Source organism: Xanthomonas sp. LMG 12460, assembly GCF_009192895.1.
Taxonomy (GTDB): Bacteria; Pseudomonadota; Gammaproteobacteria; order Xanthomonadales; family Xanthomonadaceae; genus Xanthomonas_A; species Xanthomonas_A sontii.
The window spans coordinates 1-24,829 of the sequence record NZ_NKUH01000075.1 but is presented as its reverse complement, the minus strand read 5'-3'; the positions used below and the strand labels follow the sequence as shown (position 1 = coordinate 24,829).

General features: G+C 62.5%; 22 protein-coding genes. 18 read left to right on the top strand and 4 right to left on the bottom strand.

Annotation, left to right across the window (positions count from 1 at the left end; translation table 11 throughout):
- Positions 1-57 precede the first annotated feature (57 nt).
- The 4 genes from aceE (at position 58) to CEK66_RS15160 (ending at position 6,785) form a co-directional block, all read left to right on the top strand.
- Positions 58-2,748 carry a pyruvate dehydrogenase (acetyl-transferring), homodimeric type gene (gene aceE / locus CEK66_RS15175; protein ID WP_017907187.1) on the top strand — a complete coding sequence of 897 codons (2,691 nt, stop codon included), beginning with the start codon at positions 58-60 and terminating at the stop codon, positions 2,746-2,748.
- Between the two features lie 241 nt (positions 2,749-2,989).
- Positions 2,990-4,180: a DNA methyltransferase gene (locus tag CEK66_RS15170; RefSeq protein WP_226978627.1), complete on the top strand. Its 1,191-nt coding sequence runs from the start codon at positions 2,990-2,992 to the stop codon at positions 4,178-4,180.
- Complete coding sequence (locus tag CEK66_RS15165; protein ID WP_152237458.1) at positions 4,180-5,667, top strand: DNA methyltransferase; 1,488 nt, start codon at positions 4,180-4,182, stop codon at positions 5,665-5,667. Before CEK66_RS15170 ends, CEK66_RS15165 begins: the two co-directional genes overlap by 1 nt.
- Positions 5,664-6,785 carry a restriction endonuclease gene (locus CEK66_RS15160; protein ID WP_152237457.1) on the top strand — a complete coding sequence of 374 codons (1,122 nt, stop codon included), beginning with the start codon at positions 5,664-5,666 and terminating at the stop codon, positions 6,783-6,785. Before CEK66_RS15165 ends, CEK66_RS15160 begins: the two co-directional genes overlap by 4 nt.
- Before the next feature lie 672 nt (positions 6,786-7,457).
- Here the strand turns inward: CEK66_RS15160 and CEK66_RS15150 are convergent.
- On the bottom strand, positions 7,458-8,141 hold the full coding sequence (locus CEK66_RS15150; RefSeq protein ID WP_152237456.1) for a hypothetical protein: 684 nt from the start codon (positions 8,139-8,141) through the stop codon (positions 7,458-7,460).
- Positions 8,142-8,556: 415 nt separating this feature from the next.
- Between CEK66_RS15150 and CEK66_RS15140 the strand changes: the two genes are divergently transcribed.
- The 9 genes from CEK66_RS15140 (at position 8,557) to CEK66_RS15100 (ending at position 16,607) form a co-directional block, all read left to right on the top strand.
- On the top strand, positions 8,557-9,156 hold the full coding sequence (locus CEK66_RS15140; RefSeq protein ID WP_152237455.1) for a hypothetical protein: 600 nt from the start codon (positions 8,557-8,559) through the stop codon (positions 9,154-9,156).
- A 188-nt stretch (positions 9,157-9,344) separates the two neighbouring features.
- Positions 9,345-9,977 carry a hypothetical protein gene (locus CEK66_RS15135; protein WP_152237454.1) on the top strand — a complete coding sequence of 211 codons (633 nt, stop codon included), beginning with the start codon at positions 9,345-9,347 and terminating at the stop codon, positions 9,975-9,977.
- Entirely contained in the window at positions 9,935-10,810 is an 876-nt protein-coding gene (locus CEK66_RS15130; RefSeq protein WP_226978626.1) for a hypothetical protein, read from the top strand. Before CEK66_RS15135 ends, CEK66_RS15130 begins: the two co-directional genes overlap by 43 nt.
- Positions 10,811-10,944: 134 nt before the next feature.
- On the top strand, positions 10,945-11,433 hold the full coding sequence (locus CEK66_RS20665) for a hypothetical protein (protein WP_226978625.1): 489 nt from the start codon (positions 10,945-10,947) through the stop codon (positions 11,431-11,433).
- 27 nt (positions 11,434-11,460) lie between these two features.
- Complete coding sequence (locus tag CEK66_RS15120; protein ID WP_152237452.1) at positions 11,461-13,269, top strand: XVIPCD domain-containing protein; 1,809 nt, start codon at positions 11,461-11,463, stop codon at positions 13,267-13,269.
- A gap of 170 nt (positions 13,270-13,439) precedes the next feature.
- On the top strand, positions 13,440-13,772 hold the full coding sequence (locus CEK66_RS15115; RefSeq protein WP_226978624.1) for a hypothetical protein: 333 nt from the start codon (positions 13,440-13,442) through the stop codon (positions 13,770-13,772).
- Positions 13,759-14,586: a hypothetical protein gene (locus CEK66_RS15110; RefSeq protein ID WP_226978623.1), complete on the top strand. Its 828-nt coding sequence runs from the start codon at positions 13,759-13,761 to the stop codon at positions 14,584-14,586. Before CEK66_RS15115 ends, CEK66_RS15110 begins: the two co-directional genes overlap by 14 nt.
- Positions 14,587-14,771: 185 nt before the next feature.
- Complete coding sequence (locus CEK66_RS15105; protein ID WP_152237466.1) at positions 14,772-15,551, top strand: SPFH domain-containing protein; 780 nt, start codon at positions 14,772-14,774, stop codon at positions 15,549-15,551.
- Between the two features lie 135 nt (positions 15,552-15,686).
- Positions 15,687-16,607, top strand: a complete 921-nt coding sequence (locus CEK66_RS15100) for a hypothetical protein (RefSeq protein ID WP_152237450.1) — start codon at positions 15,687-15,689, stop codon at positions 16,605-16,607.
- 174 nt (positions 16,608-16,781) lie between these two features.
- On the opposite strand, the gene CEK66_RS15095 is transcribed toward CEK66_RS15100, so the two are convergent.
- Positions 16,782-17,756 (bottom strand): alpha/beta hydrolase-fold protein, encoded by a 975-nt coding sequence (locus CEK66_RS15095; RefSeq protein WP_152237449.1) that lies wholly within the window; start codon positions 17,754-17,756, stop codon positions 16,782-16,784.
- A 222-nt stretch (positions 17,757-17,978) separates the two neighbouring features.
- Here CEK66_RS15095 and CEK66_RS15090 point away from each other — a divergent pair, with 222 nt between their 5' ends.
- Positions 17,979-18,788, top strand: a complete 810-nt coding sequence (locus tag CEK66_RS15090) for a hypothetical protein (protein ID WP_152237448.1) — start codon at positions 17,979-17,981, stop codon at positions 18,786-18,788.
- Between the two features lie 124 nt (positions 18,789-18,912).
- A complete protein-coding gene (locus CEK66_RS15085) occupies positions 18,913-19,881 on the top strand; it encodes a polysaccharide deacetylase family protein (protein WP_152237447.1) in 969 nt (322 codons plus the stop codon).
- Positions 19,882-19,995: 114 nt separating this feature from the next.
- Here CEK66_RS15085 and CEK66_RS15080 read toward each other — a convergent pair whose 3' ends face one another.
- Entirely contained in the window at positions 19,996-20,541 is a 546-nt protein-coding gene (locus tag CEK66_RS15080; RefSeq protein WP_193312675.1) for an RNA 2'-phosphotransferase, read from the bottom strand.
- 319 nt (positions 20,542-20,860) lie between these two features.
- Here CEK66_RS15080 and CEK66_RS15075 point away from each other — a divergent pair, with 319 nt between their 5' ends.
- The 3 genes from CEK66_RS15075 to CEK66_RS15065 all read left to right on the top strand — a co-directional run bounded on the left by CEK66_RS15075 (position 20,861) and on the right by CEK66_RS15065 (position 23,302).
- Entirely contained in the window at positions 20,861-21,064 is a 204-nt protein-coding gene (locus tag CEK66_RS15075; RefSeq protein WP_010340127.1) for a hypothetical protein, read from the top strand.
- A 214-nt stretch (positions 21,065-21,278) separates the two neighbouring features.
- Entirely contained in the window at positions 21,279-21,914 is a 636-nt protein-coding gene (locus CEK66_RS15070; RefSeq protein ID WP_150409829.1) for a DUF2076 family protein, read from the top strand.
- A gap of 563 nt (positions 21,915-22,477) precedes the next feature.
- Positions 22,478-23,302 (top strand): alpha/beta hydrolase, encoded by an 825-nt coding sequence (locus tag CEK66_RS15065; RefSeq protein ID WP_152237445.1) that lies wholly within the window; start codon positions 22,478-22,480, stop codon positions 23,300-23,302.
- A gap of 131 nt (positions 23,303-23,433) precedes the next feature.
- Here CEK66_RS15065 and CEK66_RS15060 read toward each other — a convergent pair whose 3' ends face one another.
- Complete coding sequence (locus tag CEK66_RS15060) at positions 23,434-24,651, bottom strand: glycoside hydrolase family 30 beta sandwich domain-containing protein (RefSeq protein ID WP_193312674.1); 1,218 nt, start codon at positions 24,649-24,651, stop codon at positions 23,434-23,436.
- Between the last annotated feature and the right edge of the window lie 178 nt (positions 24,652-24,829).

Below are 24,829 nucleotides of genomic sequence, written 5' to 3'. Positions count from 1 at the left end.
GCAGGCTTCGAGAAAACACATGCCATCGCGCGCGTGCGTGCGACCTACGGGAGCGTTATGAACTGGTTGAACGAGGTGCTGCAGAACGATCCGAACCCCACTGAGACCCAGGAGTGGATCGAATCGCTCAAGGCCGTCATCGATGTCGCAGGCCCCGAGCGCGCGCATCAGCTGCTGGAGGACATGGTCGAACTGACCCGTCGTTCCGGCGCCTACCTGCCGTTCTCGCCGACCACCGAGTACGTCAACACCATCGCCCCCGCCAACGAGGCCAAGAGCCCGGGCGACGCGGCCATCGAGTGGAAGATCCGCTCGATCATCCGCTGGAACGCCATGGCCACCGTGGTCCGCGCCAACCGCAAGCCGGGCGACCTGGGCGGCCACATCGCCTCCTTCGCCTCCAGCGCCACCCTGTACGACGTGGGCTTCAACCACTTCTGGCGCGCGCCCTCGGACAAGCACCCCGGCGACCTGCTGTACATCCAGGGCCACAGCTCCCCCGGCATCTACGCCCGCGCCTTCCTGGAAGGCCGCATCAGCGAAGACCAGCTCAACAACTTCCGCATGGAAGTGGACGGGCAGGGCATCTCCTCCTATCCGCACCCGTGGCTGATGCCGGACTTCTGGCAGACCCCCACCGTGTCGATGGGCCTGGGCCCGCTCAGCGCCATCTACCAGGCGCAGTTCATGAAGTACCTGGAGCACCGCGGCCTGATCGAGAAGTCCGACCGCAAGGTGTGGTGCTTCATCGGCGACGGCGAGAGCGACGAGCCCGAGACCCTGGGCGCCATCGCCCTGGCCGGCCGCGAAGGCCTGGACAACCTGATCTTCGTGGTCAACTGCAACCTGCAGCGCCTGGACGGCCCGGTGCGCGGCAACGGCAAGATCATCCAGGAGCTGGAAGGCGTGTTCCGCGGCGGCGGCTGGAACGTCATCAAGCTGCTGTGGGGCGGCTACTGGGACGCCCTGCTGGCCAAGGACACCAACGGCGTCCTCAAGAAGCTGATGATGGAAACCGTCGACGGCGAGTACCAGAACTGCAAGGCCTTCGGCGGCGCCTATACCCGCGCCAACTTCTTCGGCAAGTACCCGGAGACCGCGGCCATGGTCGCCGGCCTGTCCGACGACGACATCTGGCGCCTGAACCGCGGCGGCCACGATCCGCACAAGGTCTACGCCGCCTACCACCAGGCGGTGAACACCAAGGGCATGCCCACCGTGATCCTGGCCAAGACCGTCAAGGGCTACGGCATGGGCTCGGCCGGCGAAGCGCTGAACCCCACCCACCAGACCAAGAAGCTGGACGACGACGCCGTGCGCGCGTTCCGCGACCGCTTCAACATCCCGCTCAGCGACAAGCAGCTGGCCGACGCCGAGCAGGTGCCGTTCTACCACCCCGGCCCTGACTCGCCGGAAGTGCAGTACCTGCAGGAGCGCCGTGCCGCGATGGGCGGCTACCTGCCGCAGCGCCGCCGCAAGGCCGACCTGTCCATCCCGGCCCCGGGCCTGGACAAGTTCGAGCGCCTGCTCAAGGACAGCGGCGAGCGCACCTACTCCACCACGATGGCCTTCGTGCAGAGCCTCAACATCGCCCTGCGCGACAAGGAACTGGGCCCGCGCATCGTGCCGATCGTGGCCGACGAAGCGCGTACCTTCGGCATGGAAGGCATGTTCCGGCAGATCGGCATCTACGCCCCGTTCGGCCAGAAGTACAAGCCGGTGGACGCCGACCAGCTGATGTTCTACCGCGAAGACCAGTCCGGCCAGGTGCTGCAGCAGGGCATCAGCGAGCCGGGCGCGATCTCCTCGTGGCTGGCCGCCGGCACCAGCTACTCGGTCAGCAACGTGCCGATGCTGCCGTTCTACATCTACTACTCCATGTTCGGCTTCCAGCGCGTGGGCGACATCGCCTGGCAGGCGGCGGACATGCGCACCCGCGGCTTCCTGCTCGGCGGCACCGCCGGCCGCACCACCCTCAACGGTGAAGGCCTGCAGCACGAAGACGGCTTCAGCCAGGTCATCGCCGGCTCCATCCCCAACGTGCGCAGCTACGACCCCACCTTCGGCTACGAAGTCACCGTGGTCATGCAGTACGGCATCCAGCGGATGATGCAGGAGCAGGTGGACGAGTACTACTACATCACCCTGATGAACGAGAACTACGCCCACCCGGAAATGCCGGCGGGCGCGGAAGACGGCATCATCAAGGGCATGTACCTGCTCAAGGACGCCGGCAAGCCCAAGAAGGGCGAACTGCGCGTGCAACTGCTGGGCTCGGGCACCATCCTGCGCGAAGCCATCGCCGCGGCGGAACTGCTGGACAAGGACTTCGGCGTCACCGCCGACATCTGGTCCTGCCCCAGTTTCAACGAACTGCGCCGCGACGGCTTCGACGCCGAGCGCTGGAACCGCCTGCACCCGGAAGGCGAACAGCGCAAGCCGTTCGTCACCCAGCTGCTGGAAGGCCGCCAGGGCCCGGCCATCGCCGCCACCGACTACGTGCGCGCCTTCGCCGACCAGATCCGCGCTTTCGTGCCGATGCATTACACCGTGCTAGGTACCGACGGTTTTGGCCGGAGCGATACCCGTGCGAACCTGCGCCGGTTCTTTGAGGTCGATCGGTACTACATCGCGCATGCCGCGATTGCGGCGTTGGCGAAGGATGGGAAGATGACCGGCAAGGATGTGGCTCGGGCGATCAAGCAGTACAAGATTGATCCGGAGAAGGCTAATCCGGTTGGGGTTTGATTCCACATTTTGACCACAAAAAAGGCGGCAATTTGTCGCCTTTTTTAATTTCGCTTGTGATTATGGAGCGCTGGAATCAGCCAGAGAGCCTCAGACCGCCGCGAGATGCAGAGTGCTCGCTGCAGGCGCATGGCATACTGGCTTGTCATGATTCATTCGATAGACATAGGCTTAAGTTCAACGTGAGTAAAGAAAAGACGCCGCTACCCGTGACCGAGCTGATTCCCAACGGAGTTTCCCGATGAAGGAAGGGGCTAGCCGAGCCACGGTCACACACGAATGTGGCTCGTTGTCACCTGAAATGGCGGGGATTGTCGAACGACTTATGGCGACTGATTGGAGCTTTGCGAAGCGAGCCAAGGCGCCTCCTATCGAGGGCATTCACCCCTATCCTGCTAAGTTTATTGGGGATATCCCAAGAACGCTTCTTGACATCCTCCCGATCCCGAAGGGAACTTTTGTGCTTGATCCCTTTGTCGGGAGTGGCACAACACTCGTGGAGTCCCAGAGGCGCGGTTTGCCTAGCGTGGGCATCGACCTCAATCCTATTGCCTGCCTGATTTCGCGGGTGAAGACGGGGGCTGAGCCCGATGGTTTGCAGGAACTCGCTGCGGATATCGTCGCCCGTGCTCGCACAAACGCAACCCCTGATCGACGGGTCATTCCCAACCTAGACCACTGGTTCAAGGCCGACGTCCAGACAGCAGTTGCTGCTATTTCGGAAGAAATTCGAAGGGTTGATGACGATGGCTGCCGGGATGCATTGAATCTCTGTCTGTCTTCGATCTTGGTCCGGGTTTCAAACCAAGACAGCGATACCAGGTATGCAGCCGTTGACAAGGACATTACGTGGTCTGGTGTTTTTGATGCCTTCACGGTAGCGGTGTCCAAGTTGAAAGTGGCTATGGCTTGTCGTACATGGGACCTTCCACAGGCGCATGTGCTCAACAAGAACACCCTCGAAGTTGATCCAACTGACTTGCCGGGAAAGGTCGGGATCGTGGTCACGTCACCTCCGTACCCGAACGCCTACGAATACTGGCTTTATCACAAGTACCGCATGTGGTGGCTCGGTTATGATCCTATTAAAGTCAAGAGTCAGGAAATTGGCGCCCGTGCGCATTTCTTCAAAACTAATCATCATACTGAGAAAAACTTCTGGGATCAGATGAGGGGTGCGCTGAAGCTAATTGATGATGTGATGGTGCAAGAGGGTTACGCTTGTTTCGTAATTGGCCGCTCAAAAATCCATGGGGTTGTTGTCGATAACGCTGGCATCATCCGTACCATCGCGGAGTCGATGAATTTCATCTGCGTGGCTCAAATCGAACGTGTCATTTCGGCCTCTCGAAAGTCATTCAATCTCGCTCACGCAAATATCAAAACTGAAACCATTTTGGTTCTTCAGAAGTGCAAGGTCTCAAAGCAGTAATGGAACTCGTACGGCACGGTTATAGCTATTATCCTTATGAACTTGAGTTGGCGAGCCGGGAGGCTCGGGTTTTGTTTCCGCAAGCGCGGCTTGAGTATACTAAAACGGGCGTAAATCTCTCTGGAAAAGTGGATGCGGCTGTCGCCGATAGGTTAGTCTACTATTCGTCATTTAAAACCAACGAAATTACGGTTCCCACCCTCCAGGGCAAACTGGAGTGCATCAATGGGGTCGAGTCCCGCCGACAGGCAACCCGGTACTCGGCGCATGGACTTCATGAGTACAAGGGTAAGTTCAATCCGCAGATTGCCCGCGCCATCCTTAACATCATGGATGTCAAGGTGGGGGGGCGCGTCATTGACCCATTTTGCGGTTCGGGTACGTCATTGCTTGAATGCGCTCATCTTGGTATGAGCGCCACGGGCACAGACATTAACCCCCTCGCTGTTTTCATTGCCAATGCGAAAATTGATGCTTTGCAGCTGCCAAAGGGACGCCTTGAAAAGGAGTTGTCGGGCGTTATCGAAGACTTCAAGCTTATGCGAGTGTCGAAGTCGGTGGATGAAGCCAGCCAAGCTCGGACCGCTTACCTTGCGGCATGGTTCCACGAGCCTATCTTGCGAGTCATCGAACGATTGCGTTCGGCCATTGAGCGCGCTGACCCGGGATGTGTTGCGGTTTTTCTCGCGGTGGCAAGCAATCTTCTCCGTGACTATTCCCAGCAAGACCCAGTCGACCTCCGTATTCGGCGGCGGAAAAGTCCGCTGCCGGGCATGCCCCTCATCGAAGCCTTTGAAGGAAGAGCGCTCGCCTTCATCCGCAAGCTCGAGGAGACCAAGAAAGTGCTGCCTCGCGTGCAGGGCAGCAGCAGGGCATGGTTGCACGACAGCCGTAAACTGGAACTTGCCGAGTTTTTGCGCGGACAAAAGTTCGACTGTGCCTTGACCAGTCCCCCATATGCCACGGCGCTCCCGTACATAGACACTCAGCGCCTTAGCTTGGTATGGCTAGGACTTGTTCCGCCCTCAGGCATTCTTCCTCTCGAGTCTCGCCTTGTCGGTAGCCGTGAGGTCAAGGAGAAGAAACAAGCGCTGGCGGCCCTGTTGGCTAACAAAGCCGGACTGCCATCTGCTCAGGCCAGTTACTGCCTAACTCTCCAGGAAGCATTGTCGGAATCCGATGGGTTCCGCCGACGGGCGGTTCCGCTTCTCTTGTACCGCTACTTCGAAGGAATGGCAGCGGTCTTCCGGACACTCCGCCCCTACATGAATGAACGCGCTCCTTTTGCCTTGATTGTCGGGACCAACCACACTGTGCTTGGTGGCGAGCGGTTTGATATCGACACCCCGCAGCATCTTGCCGACCTAGCGGCTGCCAACGGTTGGACATATGAGGAGTCTATTCCACTTCAAACCTATCAGCGGTATGGCTATCACACAGGTAATGCCATTACCGGAGAGGCCATGGTCATCGTGAGAGCAAAATGAATCAACTCGCACTTCATCCGAATGTCTATGCGACTGGGCAAAATAAGGGGTTGGTCAATATTTTGGAAGATGTCTGGGTGCGGAATCACCGGCCCGGAGAGGGGACGTTATACGTTGTCTCAGGCTTCGGGAACTACAATGGCGGTGTGCGGTTTTACGAGACTTTTAAGGAGCATACTCGGAAAGGTGGTCGTATAACTGCAATATTTTCTGGCAGCACTCGTTCCCGGTTGACCAGTAAGCAAGTTGTACACGAGATGCTCGGGTGTGGGGCCGATGTGCATATTGTCAATCGGAAGCGGCTGCTCCATGCCAAGTGCTATGGAGCTCTTACCGAGGAGGGCAATTCTCTCGTCGTGACTTCTGGCAATTTCACAGGTCCAGGCATGTCACAAAATGTTGAGCTGTCCGTACTCCTCGACCGGGCGACTACCGCTGGTATGCAATTCTCTTGGGACGGCATGGTGGCCGGATTGCTTGGGCAAAATTGGGATTATCACCGTCCCTCTCTCGACGATATTGGATCGCCAGCTTGGCGTTTACTTTACGACGAGCAGGCGGCTGAGCTGGTGTTGGATGACTCGGCCGAGGTGACGCTGCTCCTACGTCTGAGCCACGCCGATACGGCCCGTATTAATGCAACACCAGGGAGTAATGCTGGCAAGGGTTCTCAGTATTTCTGGCTAAGCAAAGACTGTTTCGACTTTTTTCCTCCTCTAACCATCCGTAACCAGCGGGGACATAAGGCTACCTATTCCTGTTTGGTGAGCATGGAGTACATCGACATCGGTGTGAAGGAGGATATGTGCAGGGTCACATTCGAGGCTGAAAATAATCTGGACTTTCGCCTTGGCACAGGGCCGCTTCGATACCGCGGCGTTGCTGCTGCTGGAGATATTGCTGCTATCAGCCGGACGGGGGAAGCGCAGTACGAGCTGCGCATTTTTCGAGAAGGAACCAGGCAATTTAACAGCCTGCGCCAGTACACTATTAACCTCATCGGTCAGCAGGGTAAAAGTTACGGATTTATTAGTAATGGAGATTTTGAATCTCTAGTTGGAGTCCATCTAAAACGCGTAATGGCTCGGCGCAACGCGCCCCGTATCCCGACGGTCTGACTAACCAACGTTTGAGAGTTCCCTCGGCTTTACCGAGGAGACGGTAAAAGTTTGTCGTATCCGGGAGCCGTCCTTGAGAATCCGAAACGTTACCCCGCCTTCTTCACAGCTTAGTCAACTGCGTACCGTAGGAAGCACTGTGCTCAGTCTCGAAAGTGCGCGCTGGTCCGAACTGCAGCACGCATATGGCACAGCCGGCGACATCTCCGCGTTGTTGGGGCAGCTGCAGAAGTTGCCCTCATCCATGGATGGATCGGAGCCATGGTTCACCTTGTGGAGTGCGCTTGCGCATCAGGGCGACGTCTATTCGGCTTCCTTCGCGGCCGTGCCGCATGTCATCCATGCATTGGCACGCGAGCCCGACAAAGCGGATCACGGGTACTTCCAATTTCCTGCCTGGGTCGAGATCTGCCGCGCGAAAAGTCTGCCGCGCGAAAAGCCAGACCGAGATCCCCGAGGATCTTCGGGCTGCTTACCTGCACTCCCTCGCTCAACTTCCCTCCTTGGTCGCGGCTGCGTCCTCTCGCACCTGGGACCCTGACCTTATTGCTTGCGCTCTAGCCGCCGTCGCCGCGGCGAAGGGGCAGCTCGCGGTTGCGGAGGCCGCCCTCGAACTCACGCCCGACGTCGCCGAGGAGTTCATCGAGTGGTTTTTTACGCGTTGAGGCGTGCTCAACCACTCGCGGCATTGTCCTGCCGGTTCGCCTCAGCAAGCAGTTGCTCGTATGTCTGCACACGAACGCGCAATCGTATCAGGTGCCAGGAAAGCGCGTAAGCGAACAGCAGCAGGAACGCGAGAACGCTCTGGACGGCCGTGATCTTGCCAAATGCGCTCCAGTCCCCCCAGCGCCAGTCCTTGAACTGCAGATAGAGCGCAAGCAGAACCGGCATGACGCCCAGCTTCTCCATTCCGCCGGTAAACAGGCCCAGACGGTCATGCATGTTGGTCCTGCGATCACGGATGAACGTTTCGCGCTGGCGGCGGTGCTCCAAAGGAAACGCACGCAGTGCAGTGACGATACCTTGATAGTGATGAAACTGTTGCTCCATCTCCTGCGCATGGGTGGCATATGGGTGTCGAAAGCTCTGTGCTTCACGTATGACCTGTAAGACAGCGAAGACCGCAAAGCCGACGAGTTCAATCGCCAGTCCGGTCACTGAAGAGACGAGAGCCGCTTTGCCATCAAGCAAGGCGGCAGACAATAGCCCGAAGCCGGCGCCAATCAGGCCGATGATGAGGCTCCAGCGCTCCACTGCTCCGGCGCGGCTCTGCTCGGTGACCTGCAAGTAGCGACTCATCACTGCGGAGAGCGAAGGAAAGCTGAGCTCGTGGAGTGTGGTGTTGTCTTTGATCATTTCGGGAGACGTTGCGGACGTTTCGTCTTTGGAGTTAGCTATTTCTTACCTGTGAGCGTCCAAGCTGAGGCTGTCGCTAGCGAGTATCCCGTAGCCACCGACGCACCGCTAGGGCAACTCGATTTCTTGATGAAAGATTCTATAGATCGCTATTGACAGGTCGCGCGCCGCGGTAGCAATCTCTACCGCAAGGAGCGTCGAAACTCCTCTAAGAGCGGTACCCACCTCCGACAAACCGGTGGGTTTTTTGTGCCCGAGGCTCGGGCGCAAGCCGACGCAATGCCTGCGTCGGGAGGGCGGCTAATACAACACCCTTCGGGGAAATACGCCCGCCGGCTCTTAGCGGTTTCGAACCTCCCGACTTCCCGTCCGCCATGCGTGGCGGCGGACCCCTTCATGGAACGAGGAGGCAACGATGGCGCACGACCGTTTGGACGACGACGACATGCCCGGCTATTTCCTGCCGGAGGACAGCCAGTTCCGCTTGGCGAAGCTGCGCGATCACGTGCGCTTCCTGGTCCGGCTGGCGCAGCCACGCACGCAGGCCGAGGAGCGCGCCGCCGAACCCAAGGTGCGCATGAGCGAGCTGGCGCTCTGCCTGGAGTTGTTGGCCGAGCAAGTGAACCTGGTGCTGGACGCGCTGTCCTATCCCGCGCAGCGGACGGACACGACGCGCAGCGCCTTGTCTGATGCCACTGTCCAGGCAGCGACGGACGCCGGCAGTGGCACGTTCCGCGTGACGCAGCAGCAGATCGACAGGCTCACTCAGCTGGCTGACACCGTCTCGGCCAATGCCAGGATGGTGGCAGCCGGCGATACAGCCGAGCGCGCCGGCCAGACGCTGCCAGAAGTGAGCAACACGCTCTGCGCCGCAGCGAACGACGTGCGTGAACTGCTGCTGCAGATCGCCCGCCAGCCGCTGTGCGAACCGACGTCCAACCGAGTGCGCGAGGGGCGGGCAGTCTATGCGCTGGATTTTGAGGCTACACCTGCGGCGGGCAGGCTTATTCATTGATCTAGACAAGATTAGGGCGAGGAACGCGTATTAGCGGGGGATCCTGCCCACGGCTCGTTTATCGAGCCGCTGAGTTAGCGTGAAGCCTGGAAGGCAGGCATCCGGGAGAGAATGGTTCTGCCGATGGATAAGTCATGACGTGAATTTGTGATGCAATCCTAGTTCTGTGGTGGGGGACTGGTGATGGGATGGGCGGGCTTTCCAAGAAGGAAGGCGTCAAACAACGGAGTGTTGATATGCGATCGAATCTGAAAACAGTTGGGGTCCTCGCTATTGCAATGGCTTTAGCCGGATGTGGCGGCAGTGTTCACTGGAACGTCAAGGCCTCTTGTACACAGAAAGGCGGTTGTGGCGCAGAGGGAGAGATCGGCGGCACATGGGGCGGAGGGGGCGGCAAGGAATCTATTCCGCTCTACCAGCGTATGTTGGCGGCTGCAGCGGCCGACGTGCCCGACGCGTCCCTGTTCGAAATCGACGTCAGCGGATCGACGGTGGGCTATCCCGAGAACGGAACGGTAAGGCTCATCCTGACGAACACCCAGACAGGCGCAGTGCAGGCCTCGGCAATGTTCAACTGGTACCGCAGCGGAAACTCGCTTCGCCTCTCCGACCCGGGTGCCGTCAATGCGTGGTCTGCTGCCGAAGGTGGGACTGCCAACAAGCTGACCTATCGACTCACGCCTTTTGTGGTCAGTGCTCCCGCAGGTCCCAACACGGTTGTCTTTTCGTCGAAGTACGAGGGTGTGCAAACTGCATCGGCGACTACGCAGTTCACAAAGTGCACTACCTATCCATCGCCTTACCTGTGCTCGCAGCAATAAGAAAATGGGTCACGCACTCCTGTGCGTGGACTTCTAGCGGAAGCGCCATCGCACTCGCGATGGCGCTTTCTTTGCTGACGTCCTGCGCCTCTATCCAGGTGCCACCCGCCAACTTGATTGCCAAAGAGGGCGCGCACGCGACGGCGGTAACCAAGCTTGGGCCGGTCTTCGTCGTCAGAACAGTGAGCGTGTTACCTGGTAGCGCACGCGCGGCCGAAAAGTTCACTGTCACTGACGAGTGTCGCAGCGGAACACTGCGCGTCGCCTTGCGACGACAGGGGAGTGCAGACACCTACGCTGCGCCCGCCTGTGACGCAGTGCTGGCGGCAATGCAGTACGCCGTCGCTACATCGAAATTGCCTGGCATGGAGTTGGAGTTGACTGTGGATCTGATCAGTGCCGGTCACCAACTCATTGCCCGCAAGTCGTCCCTGGCAACCGCGGCCAGCGCAAGCGCCGGCTATGCATTTGCGTTAGACAAGGAAAGCGACCTGGCCGCCGCGAATGTCGTCTCCACGACGGCACACGAAACATTCCACCTACTGCGTGGCCTCAGCGGCACGACGTCCGAGATGCAAGAGGAAGAGCGCCTGGCTTACACGATGGGTGCATGTGCGCAACTGCAGGCACTGGGATGGGTGAGGAGCAAGGATTTGCCATCCATTGCGCTTCCAAAGCGGGCCGAGGGTGTTTCTGAAAGCGTCAACGCATCCAACGCCGCGGGAATCTTGGCTGCCAAAGATCTGATGCGGTTCATGCGGAATGGCTTGGTGACCAAGGACTCGACCGAGGGGCGCCGGATGGCCAACTTCTGCCAGGCAGCCCTTCGATGAATCATGGGCTTCAGGCTACTTAGGGCGCCACCTGGCACGTGGACAGTGCGGCACTGAATCGGATACGTTTCGCACATTGGACTGACCGTGGTACCTCCCAGTGTGATGCCTTGGGACGGAGGCGAGGATTGCGCATGATGATGAAACCGCTGTGGTGCCTGGGCCTGACAGGCCTTCTCTTGGCCGGATGTGCGAATGTTCCTGCTGGCGGCGCGCCGGCCGTAAGCTCCGGAGACGCACTCTGCACGCAAGCCAGTGCCTGGGGCGCTGGAACTAAGACGTCTGTAGCGCAGATTGCGCCGACTATTAACGACGGCGACGAGGGGCGCTCCTATCATTTCGATCTTGGCGGGAAGGGGGGATTGCAGACCCTGGATGCCAGCTGTGGGTGGGGCAGCTATGCCGAGTGCACCTTCACGGCTCGCCAGTCGGATGGCAAAACGTACCAATTCTCGGATCTTTCTACTTTTGGTCTTTGGGAGGCCAAGGGCGACTTATACCTGCTGTATCGGATTGTTTCCCCGAAGGATGCAGCTGCCGCGAGCAAGCGCCGCATCGTAAAGCTTGGCAATCCACCTACGAAGATATGCAACCAGATCGGGGACTACTCGGACCTGATGTAGCTCTATTGCCTGATAAGGAGATCTCGCATGCCCATCATCTATCGCCAGCTACCGCAAGAACAATACAATACCCTGACCGGTGATCTGATCAAGCTCACGGAAAGCCTGCACGCCCACTCGCAGGATGTGGGCGACGGTCGAGCGACCATCGGCTATGGCTACACCTTCAATCGGGGCAACAATGTTGCGCTCTGGCGTGAATCCGGCATCGCACTCAATGAGGCGCAATGGCGGCAACTCGAGGCCATCGACGCAGCTGCGCCAGGAGACCGTACGCGCTTAGGTCTGCAGTTCGACCGTACGCTCAACGCCCAAGAGGGTGACAGATTGCTGTCGGCGTCCTTGCCGGAATATGAGCGCCCCATCGCGGGACTGAACATGCCGATGTCACAGGAGCGCGCCGCGCTCGTGTCGCTGGTCTATAACCGTGGCGCGGGATCCTACAACGCCAACATGCAGCCCTTCCGCGATGCGGTAACGGCTGGAGACCGCTCCGAAGCATGGTTCGAAATGCGTTACAACGCATGGGGCAGCAATGCTGCCGCGGAGCCAGGGTTGCGCAAACGCCGCTTCATGGAGTCGGAGCTCTTCGGGCTGTACAACGATCCCAACAACGTGACGCGGGATGAGGCGTTGTCGACCTATCAGATGTACCAACTCCATCGTGATCGCATCAATCGTGACGAGGCGCGCTGGGGTGTGGATGTGGATGGCAATCCTGGCCAGCGCAATCTGATCGCAGAAGCGAATCGTGACTATGCCACCTTGCTTGCCGACCGTGGCCAGGTCAAAACGCTTGCTCAGTCGCTTGAGCCTGCCAGAACACGATTGCTGTCCGATCTACGCGCGGACCACCCGGAAATTGCCGATCGCCTCACCAACGAGGCGTTCAATGCAGGTTCGATTTACGTCGATCCAGGCCGGGCGTCGGCACGGGTTGCGGTAGACCCGGATCATTCGGCGACGTTGGATGCGACGCGGCGACGTGGCGGACATGAGGTCGCCAACAACGATCTGCTGCTGGGGGGAGGAGGCAACGACACGTTGATCGGAGGGCAGGGCGACGATGTCCTGATCGGTGGGGAAGGGCGCGATGTGCTGCGCGGCGGGGCTGGTCGGGATACCTATGTTGTCGGAGACGGTGACGTCGTACAGGACACCGATGGTCATGGCCAGGTGTACTGGAGTGGCCAGCGCCTTAGCGGAGGCGCAAGACAGGAGGGAGACCCGGAGGGCGTCTTCCGAAGCGCGGATGGGCTTCACACGTATCAAATGCAGGGTAGCGACCTGCTGATCCAAAACGCGCAAGGCCAAACCGTGAAAGTGCAGGACTACCAACCTGGCACGCTGGGAATCGAATTGGGCGAAGCGCGACAGCAGGAGCAGGCGCCCCAAGGTGACATGCAGCGAGCCGTTCCCGGTCGCCAAGGGATGATCGAAGGCGAGCGGCCCGCGACGTCCGGCCCGACCTCTCCGTTACTCGATCAGGCGCGTAGCGCAGTGCAGCGCCTGGATGTTTCGCTTGGTCGCTCCTCGGATGAAACGAGTGAACGAATGAGCGCGAGTCTGGCCGGCTTGGCGCAAGAGAATGGCCTCACGCGCATTGATCATGTGGTGCTGAACACCAGAACCGAGCGGTATGCGGCTGGCGAGCATGTCTTTGTCGTACAGGGCGCTTTGAACGATCCGGCGCACCTACGGGCGCATATGGGAACCGAGCAGGCCATCGCCACTCCTGTGCAGGAGTCCATGCAGCGCTTGCAGGAACTTGAACGGCAACAGTCGCTGGCACAAAATCAAGAGCAGGCAGCACCACATCGCGGGATGGCGATTTAGGTAAGTGGCGAATGGCGAGGGAAAGCTCACTTGGTGCTAGTGTGACCGCCTGGATGACCGCTGGCGCCATCATGTTGGCGAATGCATACCCAGGCGTGGCATTCGCGCACAGAACTGGTGGCTTCTCCGGTAGCTGGAGCTATGCAAAGCGCTGCGACCGGGGCCATTACTTGAGTCTCGACCTGCAGCAGAACGGCGATCGTGTAACGGGCGATTGGAGCGAGGGAACCAACATCCGCGGTGGCGCTGGGCAACTGCAAGGGGAGGTGCGTGGCGACACGCTCCATGTCCGCTATTGCAGCGACGACAACGAGGTTGGCTACAGCGCATGCCCGGTTTTTTCGGAGCCGGAGGATCGATTTCGTCTCGAAAAGGGAGGACTCGTCCGCTATCAGAAGTACGGTGCCCAATACCGGCGAGGCGTGACCCTTCATCGGGAGCGCGCTGGGCACCAGGTGCCTCTCGATCATGCATGTCAGGATCCGGATAGTGACGCGCGATGACTTGGCTGCGCGGTTACAGCGCAAGTTGCGTCAATGTAGGTGGATGCGTCTAGCGGCTTTTCAGTGCTTTTGGCTGGGACTTTTCTGCACGCAAGCGCTGGCGGCGGATGCACCACGCCTCTCCGTCGAGGGCATGAACAAGCACAGTGCCATCAATGGGATGGGCTTGTTCCTGACACGCTCTCAGGTCGCGACGCAGGGGCGCGCGCAGCCCGTGCACTTCGAAAAACCCATCGTCTGCAGCGATCGCCGCATCAAGGTGGCCTTTGCCAAGGGACTGGAGCGCACGCCTGAGCGGATCTGCCGCGTCGCCTCCGAGGCGCTCGCGTTGGTCAGCGCCCAGTCGCACGTGCAGAACATCGCCATCACGTTGCTCGTCGTGCCCAGTCGGGTGGACTACCTGGCGACCTTCTACAGGGTAGGCAGAGGGCCGAAGCTGGTCCTCGTCGCCCCGGTGCTGCAGAGCGAAGAGGCGACGCTGGCCAACGTCGCCGATCTGGTGGCGCATGAGGGATTCCACGTGGGCATGTTCGCCGCTGGCGACGTGTCGCTGGCTGGGAACGAGTACGCCGCCTACCACTACGGGCTGTGCGGGCAACTGGTGGCATTGGGACATCTGGAGCCTTCGGCGCTGCCGGGCTTCGGCATGGCGTCGGACGACCCGCATCTTGTCGATTCATCCGAGAGTGCCGAACGCGTGCGGACCGAGGTGCTCCAAGCCTTTGGCGACCGATCCATGAGGAGGGAAAGCCCCGCCGGTGAGGCGTTGCTCGCACAGTGCCGCGCGATGACGCCTGCCAGTTCGAAGCACTGAGCCTGCCTTCTTGTGGGCTTCAGCCTACCGGCGTCAGCCTTGGTTGCAGGACGCGGCGCGAGAGGAGCGGCGCCTGCCTGGCGTCGGCAGACAAGCAGATGCCTCGCCTCCCATGATGCGCTAGCATCCCCCGCACACGACGGCGCGCGGCGCCGTCCTTCAGGGGGACATCGATGAAACATTCCATGCTGGCCGCCGCTGTGGCGGCCTTGCTGTGCGGCTGTACCGTGGTCTCGCCCGATCCGGGGCAGCAGGCGGTGCTGGTGGATAAGCCGCTGCTGTTCGGCAAGGGCGGCATCCGCCTGGACGACGTGCGCGATCCCGGCCGCACCTACACCTGGATGACGACGTCGGCGGTGTACGTGGACACCACGCCGCAGACGGTGCAGGTGGCCTTCGACGACTTCTCGTCCAGCGACAACATCCTGTTGGACTTCTCCACGCAGATCCAATACCGGATCACCGCGCCAGCGCGGTTGCTGTCCGGCTTCGGGCAGGACTGGTTCAAGAACAACGTCGCCAGCCAGTACGCGGCGATCGTGCGCGACCAGGTCAAGCGCTACGACATGACGCGGATGATGAGCGACCCGGACACGGCGCGGAAGATCGACGACTCGGTCACCGAGAACGTGCGCACCCTGGTCAAGGAGCAGGGCCTGCCGATCCAGATCCAGAACATCACCCTCGGCCGTGCCCGCCCCAATCCCGACGTGCTGCAGCAGATGAACCTGACCGCGGCGCAGCAGCAGCGGGTCAAGACCCTGGTGGAAGCCACCACCGCCGAGCGCCAGCGCGAGCAGGAGCAGGTGGCCAAGGCCGATGCGGACAACGCCTACCGCAACCGCATGGGCCTGACCCCGGAGCAGTACCTGGCCAGCCAGATCGCCGAGATCAACGCCGAGGCCTGTGCCAAGGCGCAGGCCTGCTACATGGTGCCGTCGGGGACGTCGGTGATCGCCAAGTAGCACGACGCGTAGAGGCGGGCCCGGTGCGGACATCGGTGGTGGCATGCGCGTCGCGAATGCGGCGCGCCGGCGGCGGTTGTCGCGGTGCCGCGGGTCTGCCACTGTGACAGCCGTGTCCTGCGAGGAGATCCGCAGATGGAGCCCGCACAATCCCCAGCGTTGCAGTGCCCGCCGTCAACCCGCCTGTTCGCCTTGCTGGCGCGCGAGGCGCGCATCGGGGTGATCTTCCGCCGCGGGCCGAGCAAGCAGGTGCAGCTGATCCACTGGGATCTGCGCGACGACACGTTCGTGCACGGCCAGTGGTTCAAGGGCCGCATCTACGAGCGGCGCTGCGACCTGTCGCCGTCGGGTCGGCTGCTGGTGTACTTCGCCTCCAAGCAGCGCGGCGACTTCGGCACCTGGACCGCGCTGTCGCGGCCGCCGTTCTTCACCGCACTGGCGCTGTGGCCGAAGGGCGACAGCTGGGGCGGCGGCGGAATGTTCGAGGACGAGCGGACCTTGTTGTTGAACCACCGGCCACGCGAGGGGCGGGATCCTTTTCCGATGCCGACCGGCTTCCAGTTGCCGCACCATCTGCAGGTGCGGCCGTTCGGCACGCATTCGGGCGGCGGCGAGGACGAGCCGATCGACGGCGTGTTGCGCGAGCGCGATGGCTGGCAGTTGCACGATGACGGCGAGGGCGAACGTGGCGGACTGCGCAGCGGCGCATTGTTCCGCTTCAGCCGCCCGCGCGTGCGCGAGAAGCTCGGCGCCAACGGCCGCCGCCTGCAGTCGCTGCTGCATGCGGTCGGCCAGGAAAATCATGCGTGGTATGGCCTGGATCACCGGGTGCTGGACCGCGACGGCACCGTGCTGGTCGACCTGCCGGGCAGCGACTGGGCCGACTGGGATGGCGGCGACCTGGTGTTCGCGCGCGAGGGCAGGCTCTATCGCCTGCGCAAGAGCGACTTCCGAGAGGTGGCGAAGCGTGGCGAGCCGGCCTTCCAGTTGCTGCACGATTTCAGCGGTGCGCGCTTCGCGCCACTGGCGCCGACGGCGGATGCGCTGAAGTACTGACCGGCTTTTGTGCGGTGCCTTATGTAAACTTCTGCGAACACGTGCCGGTAAATGGCGTTGCTTTAGAAGACCTTTAGCGGCGGCCGGCCGGCACCTGTAGGAGCGGCTTCAGCCGCGACAACGCCATCCGTGGAGATGCAGCATCCGCCCGACCGGCGGCGTGCGCGCCGCGCCTCACTGCCGCGGAACACCCAGCAGGAACTTCAAGCCATGGGTGAGCCCGCGCGGCGCAACGCTCAGGTGATCCTCGTCGTCGAGCACGTCCAACTGCAGGCGCAGCGACCGATAGTGCCGTCCGCGCAAGGTCTGCACCATCTGCTGCGCGTCGGTCACCATGTCGTAGCGCTTGCCGTAGCGGCGCTGTTCGTACTCGCCGACATACATGTAGACCTGAGCCGGCAGATCGCGGTGACTGGAGGCGAAGCGCGCTTCCTCGGCGCGCATGGCATGTTCGCCGAACCAGTACGATGGACTGCCCAGGATGTAGCCGGAAAACAGCTCGGGTGTGCTCAGCAGGATCTGCGTACCGAGCAGGCCGCCGTAGGAATGGCCAAGGAACAGGCGCCGCGCTTCATCGGTGCGATAGTGCCGCGCAACGAAAGGGAGCACGTGGTCGCGCAAGTACGCAATGTAGGTGCTGGAACCCCCGTGAGTGGCACCGGCGGCCGCAACATTGCCGGCCTCGGTGGTGGGCGTGTAGTCGCGGCGACGGCTTGGCATCGGTTCATCGCCGAGTGCATACGACAAGCCGACCAGGATGAAGTCCTCGATAGCCGGACCTTCGCCGTTCAAGCGCCGCGCAATCTGCCGCGCCACCGGAAACGCGTAGTCGGCATCGGTGGCGTACAGCACCGGGTAGCGCCGCTCGGAATGGTCGGCATAGCCGGCAGGCAACGCCACGAACACCTGGTAGGTGCGGCCGGACACGGGATCGGGGACATCCCACACCTGGGTTCCAGCCAGTTCGTAAGGCGCACCGCTGCCGCGCTGACCACCGAGCTGCTCCGCTACCGTGCGTGCGGGAGGTGGCACCGGTTGCGTGGTGGCGTCCTTCCTTGCCGCCGCTGCCGCTGCGGCGGGCGCCTGCGCCGTGTTCGTGCACCCGGCGAGCAGCAGGCACGTCCAGACCAGCCAAAGCGCTTTCCTCATTCCCTCGTTTCCGTTTGTTCGGGTCCGCGCGCGAGTCGGCGCATCTGCATGGTGCCATGGCGGCGCGAGTGCCGGCGCCTCGCGTGTTCTGCATCGCTCGCGCACCCGCTCCGCGGCGCACGCGGTCCGTGTCGATTGGACGTGCGAAAAGGAGATTCCGGCGCTGGCGGCTTCCCTCTGCATGAAAGGTGGATTAGCTTGCCTGCACTTGGGGGGAATCGCATGCGTATCGCGTTGGTCATCGTCGTTGCCGTGGCATCGCTCTGGCTGCTTGCTGCAGGACGTGCTGCGGCGCCGGCCAGGCGGCAAGCCCCGATCAGGATCGCCTCGGTCTCGGTCCAATACACATACATGGGGTGGGGGTACGTCGATGAACGTTTCCACTTGGTTCCGGCGCGCAACGGCATAGGGTTCGTCATGCGCTGGACGGACCAGGATGGGGCGAGGCACGCCGAGCAGGGGGTCGCTACGGACAAGGTGATGGCGCTGTTCGCGGCGGCACGCGCGCCTCGCATCGATCGCGCGACCGGGCTGGGCGCGTTGCAGCAGCGGGCGATGGAACCAGCAACCATCGCCAGAATCCGCAATGCGCTGTTTGTCGATCGGGATTGCCCACCCCTACAGCAGCGCCAACTGCGTGCCGCGCAAGTGAATGGAGATGGCGTGAGAGACGCGCTCGAGCGGCTCTATGGCGAATCTATTCCATGGACCGACGATAGCCCGTCCATGACGGTCCGCATCGTGCCCGAACGCGGGGCGCCGCTGGAGTTCCATTCGCAGTCGCAGAAGCCATTCATGCTGGCATGGATCCATGGCCTGCCAGGTGGCCGAAGAGATCAGGAGATGGATGGCCCAGAGGCGACCTGGTCGCTGCCGCTCAGCGATGCGCTTGTGGAGGTCCTGCCGGCCATGTCGCCTGCACGAAAGCGCTTGGCGCGCGAGCAACTAGTGAGGGTATTGGCTCGGAACCTGCAGCGCCGCTCTCCTTTATCCTGCTCGCAGGATCGTGGCAACGCGTACGCAGGGCGTTGAATCTTCGGTGCCTGGCTCTTGCCGGTGAGTCAGCCAGGCAGGGCGCGCAATCGGCTGACAGGTGCTCCTTGGTGTCGTCCGCATGTGTGCGTATAGACTGGCAACTCCATACTGGGGGCGTCCGATGAGAGTACTTCGCTGCCTGTTGCTGCCGGCCCTGCTGTGCGTCGCCGCATCCGCCCAGGCCCAGGACGACACGCGCCGCATCGCGGTAACCATCGACGACCTGCCGTGGCAGCGCATCGAGCAGACGCCGCCTGCCCAGTTGCCGGCGCTGCATGCGCAGTTGATGGCCTCGCTGCGGCAGGCGCAGGTACCCATCGTCGGCTTCGTCAACGAAGACAAGCTGGAGCAGGACGGACAGGTGCAGCCGCAACGCGTGGCGATGCTGCGCGACTGGCTGGATGCCGGCTATGCGCTTGGCAACCACACTTACGGCCATGTGAACCTGCACCGGGTGGGCGTGCCGGCGTACGAGGACGCGATCGTGCGCGGCGAGCGCACCTTGCGGCCGTTGCTGGCCGAGCGTGGCCAGTCGTTGCAGTGGTTCCGTCATCCGTATCTGGCCACCGGCCGCAGCGTCGCCGACCGTGAGGCGGTCAACGGCTTCCTGGTCGCGCATGGCTACCGCATCGCGCCGGTTACGGTGGACAGCGGCGAGTGGGTATGGGCGTTCGCCTACGCGCATGTGCTGGACGAGCCGCCAGGCCCGGCGCGCGACGCCATGCTGCTGCGCCTGCGCAAGGGCTACGTGCCGTACATGCTCAACAAGCTGGATTTCTTCGAGCGCGAATCGCAGGCGCTGTTCGGCCGCCGTATCCCGCAGGTGTGGCTGATGCACGCCAACGCGCTCAACGCTGCCACATTCCCGGATCTGATCGCGGCCACGCGCCGTCGTGGCTACGCCTTCATCGGCCTGGAGGAGGCATTGCGCGATCCCGCCTACACCCACGCCGAGGGGTACACCGGTCCTGGCGGGATCAGCTGGCTGCACCGCTGGGCGATGGCCGAGGACAAGCCCAAGGACTTCTATGCTGGTGAACCCGTGGTGCCGCGGTGGGTGTTCGCGCTGGCGGGGGTGGATTCGGAGTAATGCAGGGATCGTCTCGTAACGCCCGCCAAATCGGAGCAAAGGATTATGCGGCCCTGGGCATTCCTGCCCAGTCGCACGCGCGGTATGGGCGCCCAAGCGAGATAGCCATAGGAACTAGATTTCCGAGAAAAAGCTGCTCGGAACTGCCTGGGTGAGCCAGACGCCATTGTCCGCCTGAAAGAAGGCAAAGCCCTGCTGGTGCATTCGCAGGGCTTCGACTTTCAGGACAACCGGCTTGCCATGACGTTGCCCGACCGTGGTCGCGGTCGCGATGTCTTGCGACAGATGCACATGATGCCGTTGGCCCGCGCGTAAGCCCTCGGCCAGGATCGCGTCCAGAAACCGTGTGGCTGTGCCGTGGTAGAGGAACTCTGGCGGCACCTTGGCTTCGTACTGAATGGCGACGCTCTCAGTCGAATGGCCCTGGACAGCACGGATGCGGCGGCCATCTTCCGAGAGTGCGAAGCGTTTTTTGTCGCTGCTGTCCACCACGGCGCGAATGAGATCTGCATCGAGCGTCCTGCCGCTTTGCGCAGCACCTGCGATCAATGCATCGACCTCCGCCCAGCCTTCGCTGTCGAGGGTAATGCCAGCGGCCTGTGGCTCGTGGCGAAGCACAAAGCTGAGGAACTTGCTGATGTCTGTGTGTTGCTTGCTCATATGCATTCCGGTGGCTAAACAATTCCAACCATCGCTCGGCGACGCCGATATTGGTTTCCGCTCAGTTGGCTGGCAACGGTGGAGGTGATGTAGCGTGGGTTCGAGTTGGCGCAGTGCAATCTTACGCGTCGTGGAGTGCGAGGATATCCAAGCAAGCCGGTGTCTGGCGAGTTTGATGTAATGACGAAGGGGGAATACCGCACCTCCGCCGGCAAGATGTTGGACGGCTAGGTGTCGGCACAGCCGACCGCTGGCCCCTTCACCCTCCACGCACGCATGGCCGGATCACGATGGCACCTCTCCGCTCACCCTGACGCCCATGCCCTCGTCCAAGACGCCTCCATGGAAGAAGCCGAATCCGCGCGGTCAACGCAGCCAGCCGCTGTCGCCGTCGCAGAAGGAAGCGGCGAAGCAGCGTGCCGAGGAGAATGGCCGACCGTATCCGAACCTGGTCGACAACATGTGGGCGGCGCGGCTGCCGCATGCGACGTCCTCCTCCAGTTCGGACATCGACGCGGAATAATCAGGGCTTCTGCGCTTGGAGTGGGGGCGTACCTGGCGCCCGTTGTCGGAAGAATGTCGGAGTTCGCCAGTGCGGCCGCCGGGCTGGTTTTCCCGGCGCGCGTGATTGATGAATGCCGATACACCGGAACTTGGACGCACCCTTGGCCTGCGCCGGGCGATGCCCATACCGTGCCGTGCCGGCACTGGGCCGGTCATCGCATCCAGGTACGGGTATGACTCCGCAAGAACAGCAGCTTCTCGAAGACTTCCTGGCGCGCCTGCGCAGCGCCGGCGGGGTGGCCAAAGATCCGCAGGCCGACGCGCTGATCCACGCGCGCCTGGCCGATCAACCCGATGCCGCGTATCTGCTGGTACAGCGCACCTTGCTGCTGGAGCACGCGCTGGAGGCCGCCAAGGCGCAGATCGCGCAGTTGCAGCAGGCGGCCACGCCCCCGCCGCCGCCGGCCAGCTTCCTGGGCCAGAGCTTCAATGCGGCGCCGCCGCCGTTGCCCCCGGCACCCGCCGCCGCAGGCGTCGCGGGCGCCGGTGCGCCCGGCTGGCGCGAGCGCTGGTTCGGCGGTGGCGCTGCGGCCGCGGAGCCGACGCCGGCACCGGCCGCCGCGCGTGGCCCCAGCTTCCTCAGCACCGCGGCCACCACGGCGGCCGGCGTGGCCGGCGGCATGTTCCTGTTCGAGGGCGTGGAAAGCCTGCTGGGCGGCCACCACGGCGGCGGCCTGTTCGGCGGCGGCGCGCCGCAGGAGACGGTAGTCGAGAACATCACCAACAACTACTACGACGACACGCCGCAGCAGGACATGGGCCAGGACTTCCAGGACGACGGCGACTTCGGCAACGACAACTGGACGTGATGTCCGGCGCACTTGCGTTACCGCGCTGATTGATCGAGCGAGCGTCAGCCGGCGCTCGCGACCGGTCGCTTGGAGGCATCGAAGCGATCGGTCGGCGCGAGTATCTATTCGTCAATCTATTCACGGATGGCGCTCTGGATTGGCGCATGGATGCAAAAAGACCCAGAAAAAACAGGCGAGGCCTTGCCCTGCGCCATTCGATTATCTATTCATGCATCTATTCGACCGCAGGCAGGCGCGATGCCCGACATATGCGTTGGTGCGGCTCTGTGTCGTGTTCCGGGGTGGATGCGGCCTGGCGCATTGACTGGTGACTGTTCGCGCCGTAGATGCCACACAATGGCCGGTATGGCCGCGTTCTGGGAGCGCGTCATCGAGGACGCGCACATGTCTGCGGCATTTCACAGCATCGCGCGGGATGCGCTGGCGCAGTTGACCCGCGCCCTGCCGCGGATCGGTTGAGCGCCCTCGCGCCGCGTTAAACGCTCGGACACACGGCACTCACGCGGGCCGGACATGCGGCAGTGGAAGCTGCCGCGACTCCCCACCACGAGGTCCTGTCCATGGCTGCCACCAGCACACGTGTCCGTCTGCATGTCGAAGATACCGGCGGTGCCGGTCGTCCGGTGATCCTGATCCATGGCTGGCCGCTGTCGGCCGAGGCGTGGAAGGACCAGGTCGGGCCGCTGCAGCAGGCCGGCTACCGGGTCATCGCCTACGATCGTCGCGGCTTCGGCCGTTCCGAGAAGCCGGCCGACGGCTACGAGTACGACACCCTGGCCGACGACCTGGCCGGCATCATCGAAGACAAGCAACTGCGCGACGCAGTGCTGGTCGGCTTCTCAATGGGCGGTGGCGAGGTGGCGCGCTACGTGGCGCGGCATGGCACCGAGAAGCTGGCAGCGGTAGTGTTCGCCTCCGCGGTGCCGCCGTACATGCTTAAGACCGACGACAACCCGGAAGGGCCGCTGAGCAAGGAGCAGGCGCAGGAGATGGAGCAGGGGCTGAAGGCCTCGCGCGAGACCTTCTTCGACGACTTCACCCGCGGCTTCTTCAGCGCCCACGGCACGCTGAAGGTCAGCGAGGCGCAGCGCCAGGAGGCGATCGCGCTGTGCCTGCAGAGCGATCAGACCGCGGCGCTGGGCTGCATGCAGGCGTTCGGCACCACCGATTTCCGCGAGGACCTCAAGAAGGTCGACGTGCCGACCCTGGTGCTGCACGGCGATGCCGACGCCACGGTGCCGTACGAAGGCTCGGGCCAGCGCACCCATCGCGCCATCGCCGGCAGCGACGTGGTGTTGCTGAGGGATGCGCCGCATGGCTGCAACACCAGTCATGCCGAGGAGTTCAATCAGGCCTTGCTGGCGTTCCTGGCCAAGCTGGGCTGATCGCTGGCGCGTGTCTCGGTGCCGACGCTCACGGCGTGGCACCGCGACGACGCGGACAGTACTCCCGAAAACGCCCGCGGCAGCGCCGGGCTGCCGCGGGTCGATCCAACAAATTCAAACCATCGCGACGATCACTCGCCGACCAGCGTCGCCACGCTCTGCGGATCGACGTAGACCACGGTCTGGCCCGAAGCGACGCTGTACTTGCCGCCGTAGCCGACGTTGAGGCTGGAGGAGGTGCTGTACTTGGTGAACGCGGTGGCGCTGCCGGCGGGCACGCGCACGGTGAGCTGCCGATGCTGGGTGCCGGTGTTGACCGCCACCAGAACCAGCTTGCCGCTCGGGGTCTTGTAGGCGCTGACGGCGACGTCGTTATACGGCGCGGCGGTGGCGCCGATGCGCACGGACCCCGGACGCACGAAGCGTGCGTATTGCGACATCACGTAGCCGCGCTTGCTCACCGTGCCGTTCTCGGCGATCAGCCCGTAGCTGCGTCGGATGTACCACCAGATGTAGCCGCTGTAGTTGGCCAGCATGCTGTTGTGCAGTTCGCTGCCCACGCCGAGCGCGGACGGCCAGGCGTTGCCGTCGGTGTTGTCGGTGTAGTGCTCGGTCATCCACAGCTGCTTGCCCTTGCTGCGCGCCAGCGGGTAGTCCTTGGGCTGCACGCCATACAGGTGCCCGCCGATGATGGACAGGTACTGGGCGGCGCTGCTGTTGAGCACCGGGTCGGTCAGCGCGGTGTTGAAGCCCAGCGACTCGGCGGCGAGCAGCTTGAACTTGCCGAACTTCGCACCCTGCGCGCTGATGAAATTGAGGAAGTCGGTGCCGTTCCAGTCGCCCGACTCGTAGTCCGGATGCCAGTCCGGCTCGTTCTGCAGCGACAGGGCGTAGATCGGCGCGCCCTTGCTGTCCATGTAGGCGGTGAAGTCCAGCAGGTGCTTGGCGTACGCGTCGTAGTACTGCGGCAGCAGCTTGCCGCCGTTGTTGAGGTTGTTGTTGGACTTCATGTAGGCCGGCGCCGACCACGGCGTGGCCAGCAGCACCGCGCCGTGCGCGCGGGCCCGCACCGCCGACGGTACCTGTTGGCTCCAACCGGAACTGGACGGATCGATGCGCATGCGCATGATCGACAGGCCGATCTGCCCGGTGTCGCTGCCGAAGGCCAGGTCGACCTGGGCCGGGGTGAGGTCGGCGATCCAGCCGGCGCCGTTCATGCCGCCGAAGCCCTGGATGGTCTGGTGGACTTCGCTCGGGGTCACGGTGACGGTCTGCGCCAGGGCGGCGCCGGCCGAGAACAGCGTGGCGGCCGCGGCGAGCAAGGTGCCGAGCAAACGGGGGGTCTTCATGGCGTGTCCAGCAGTGGGGGAGGCGTGACGCTAGCCAGCGCAGATGACCATTTCAATGTCGCGGTCGTCCAAAGCCGGCAAGTGAGACCGGCGGCGCACCCCAAGCGCTAACGTCTCCTCAATCCAGATCAGCGCGTGCGTCGCGCTGCATGATGCGTGCAGCGCGGTGCACCATCCG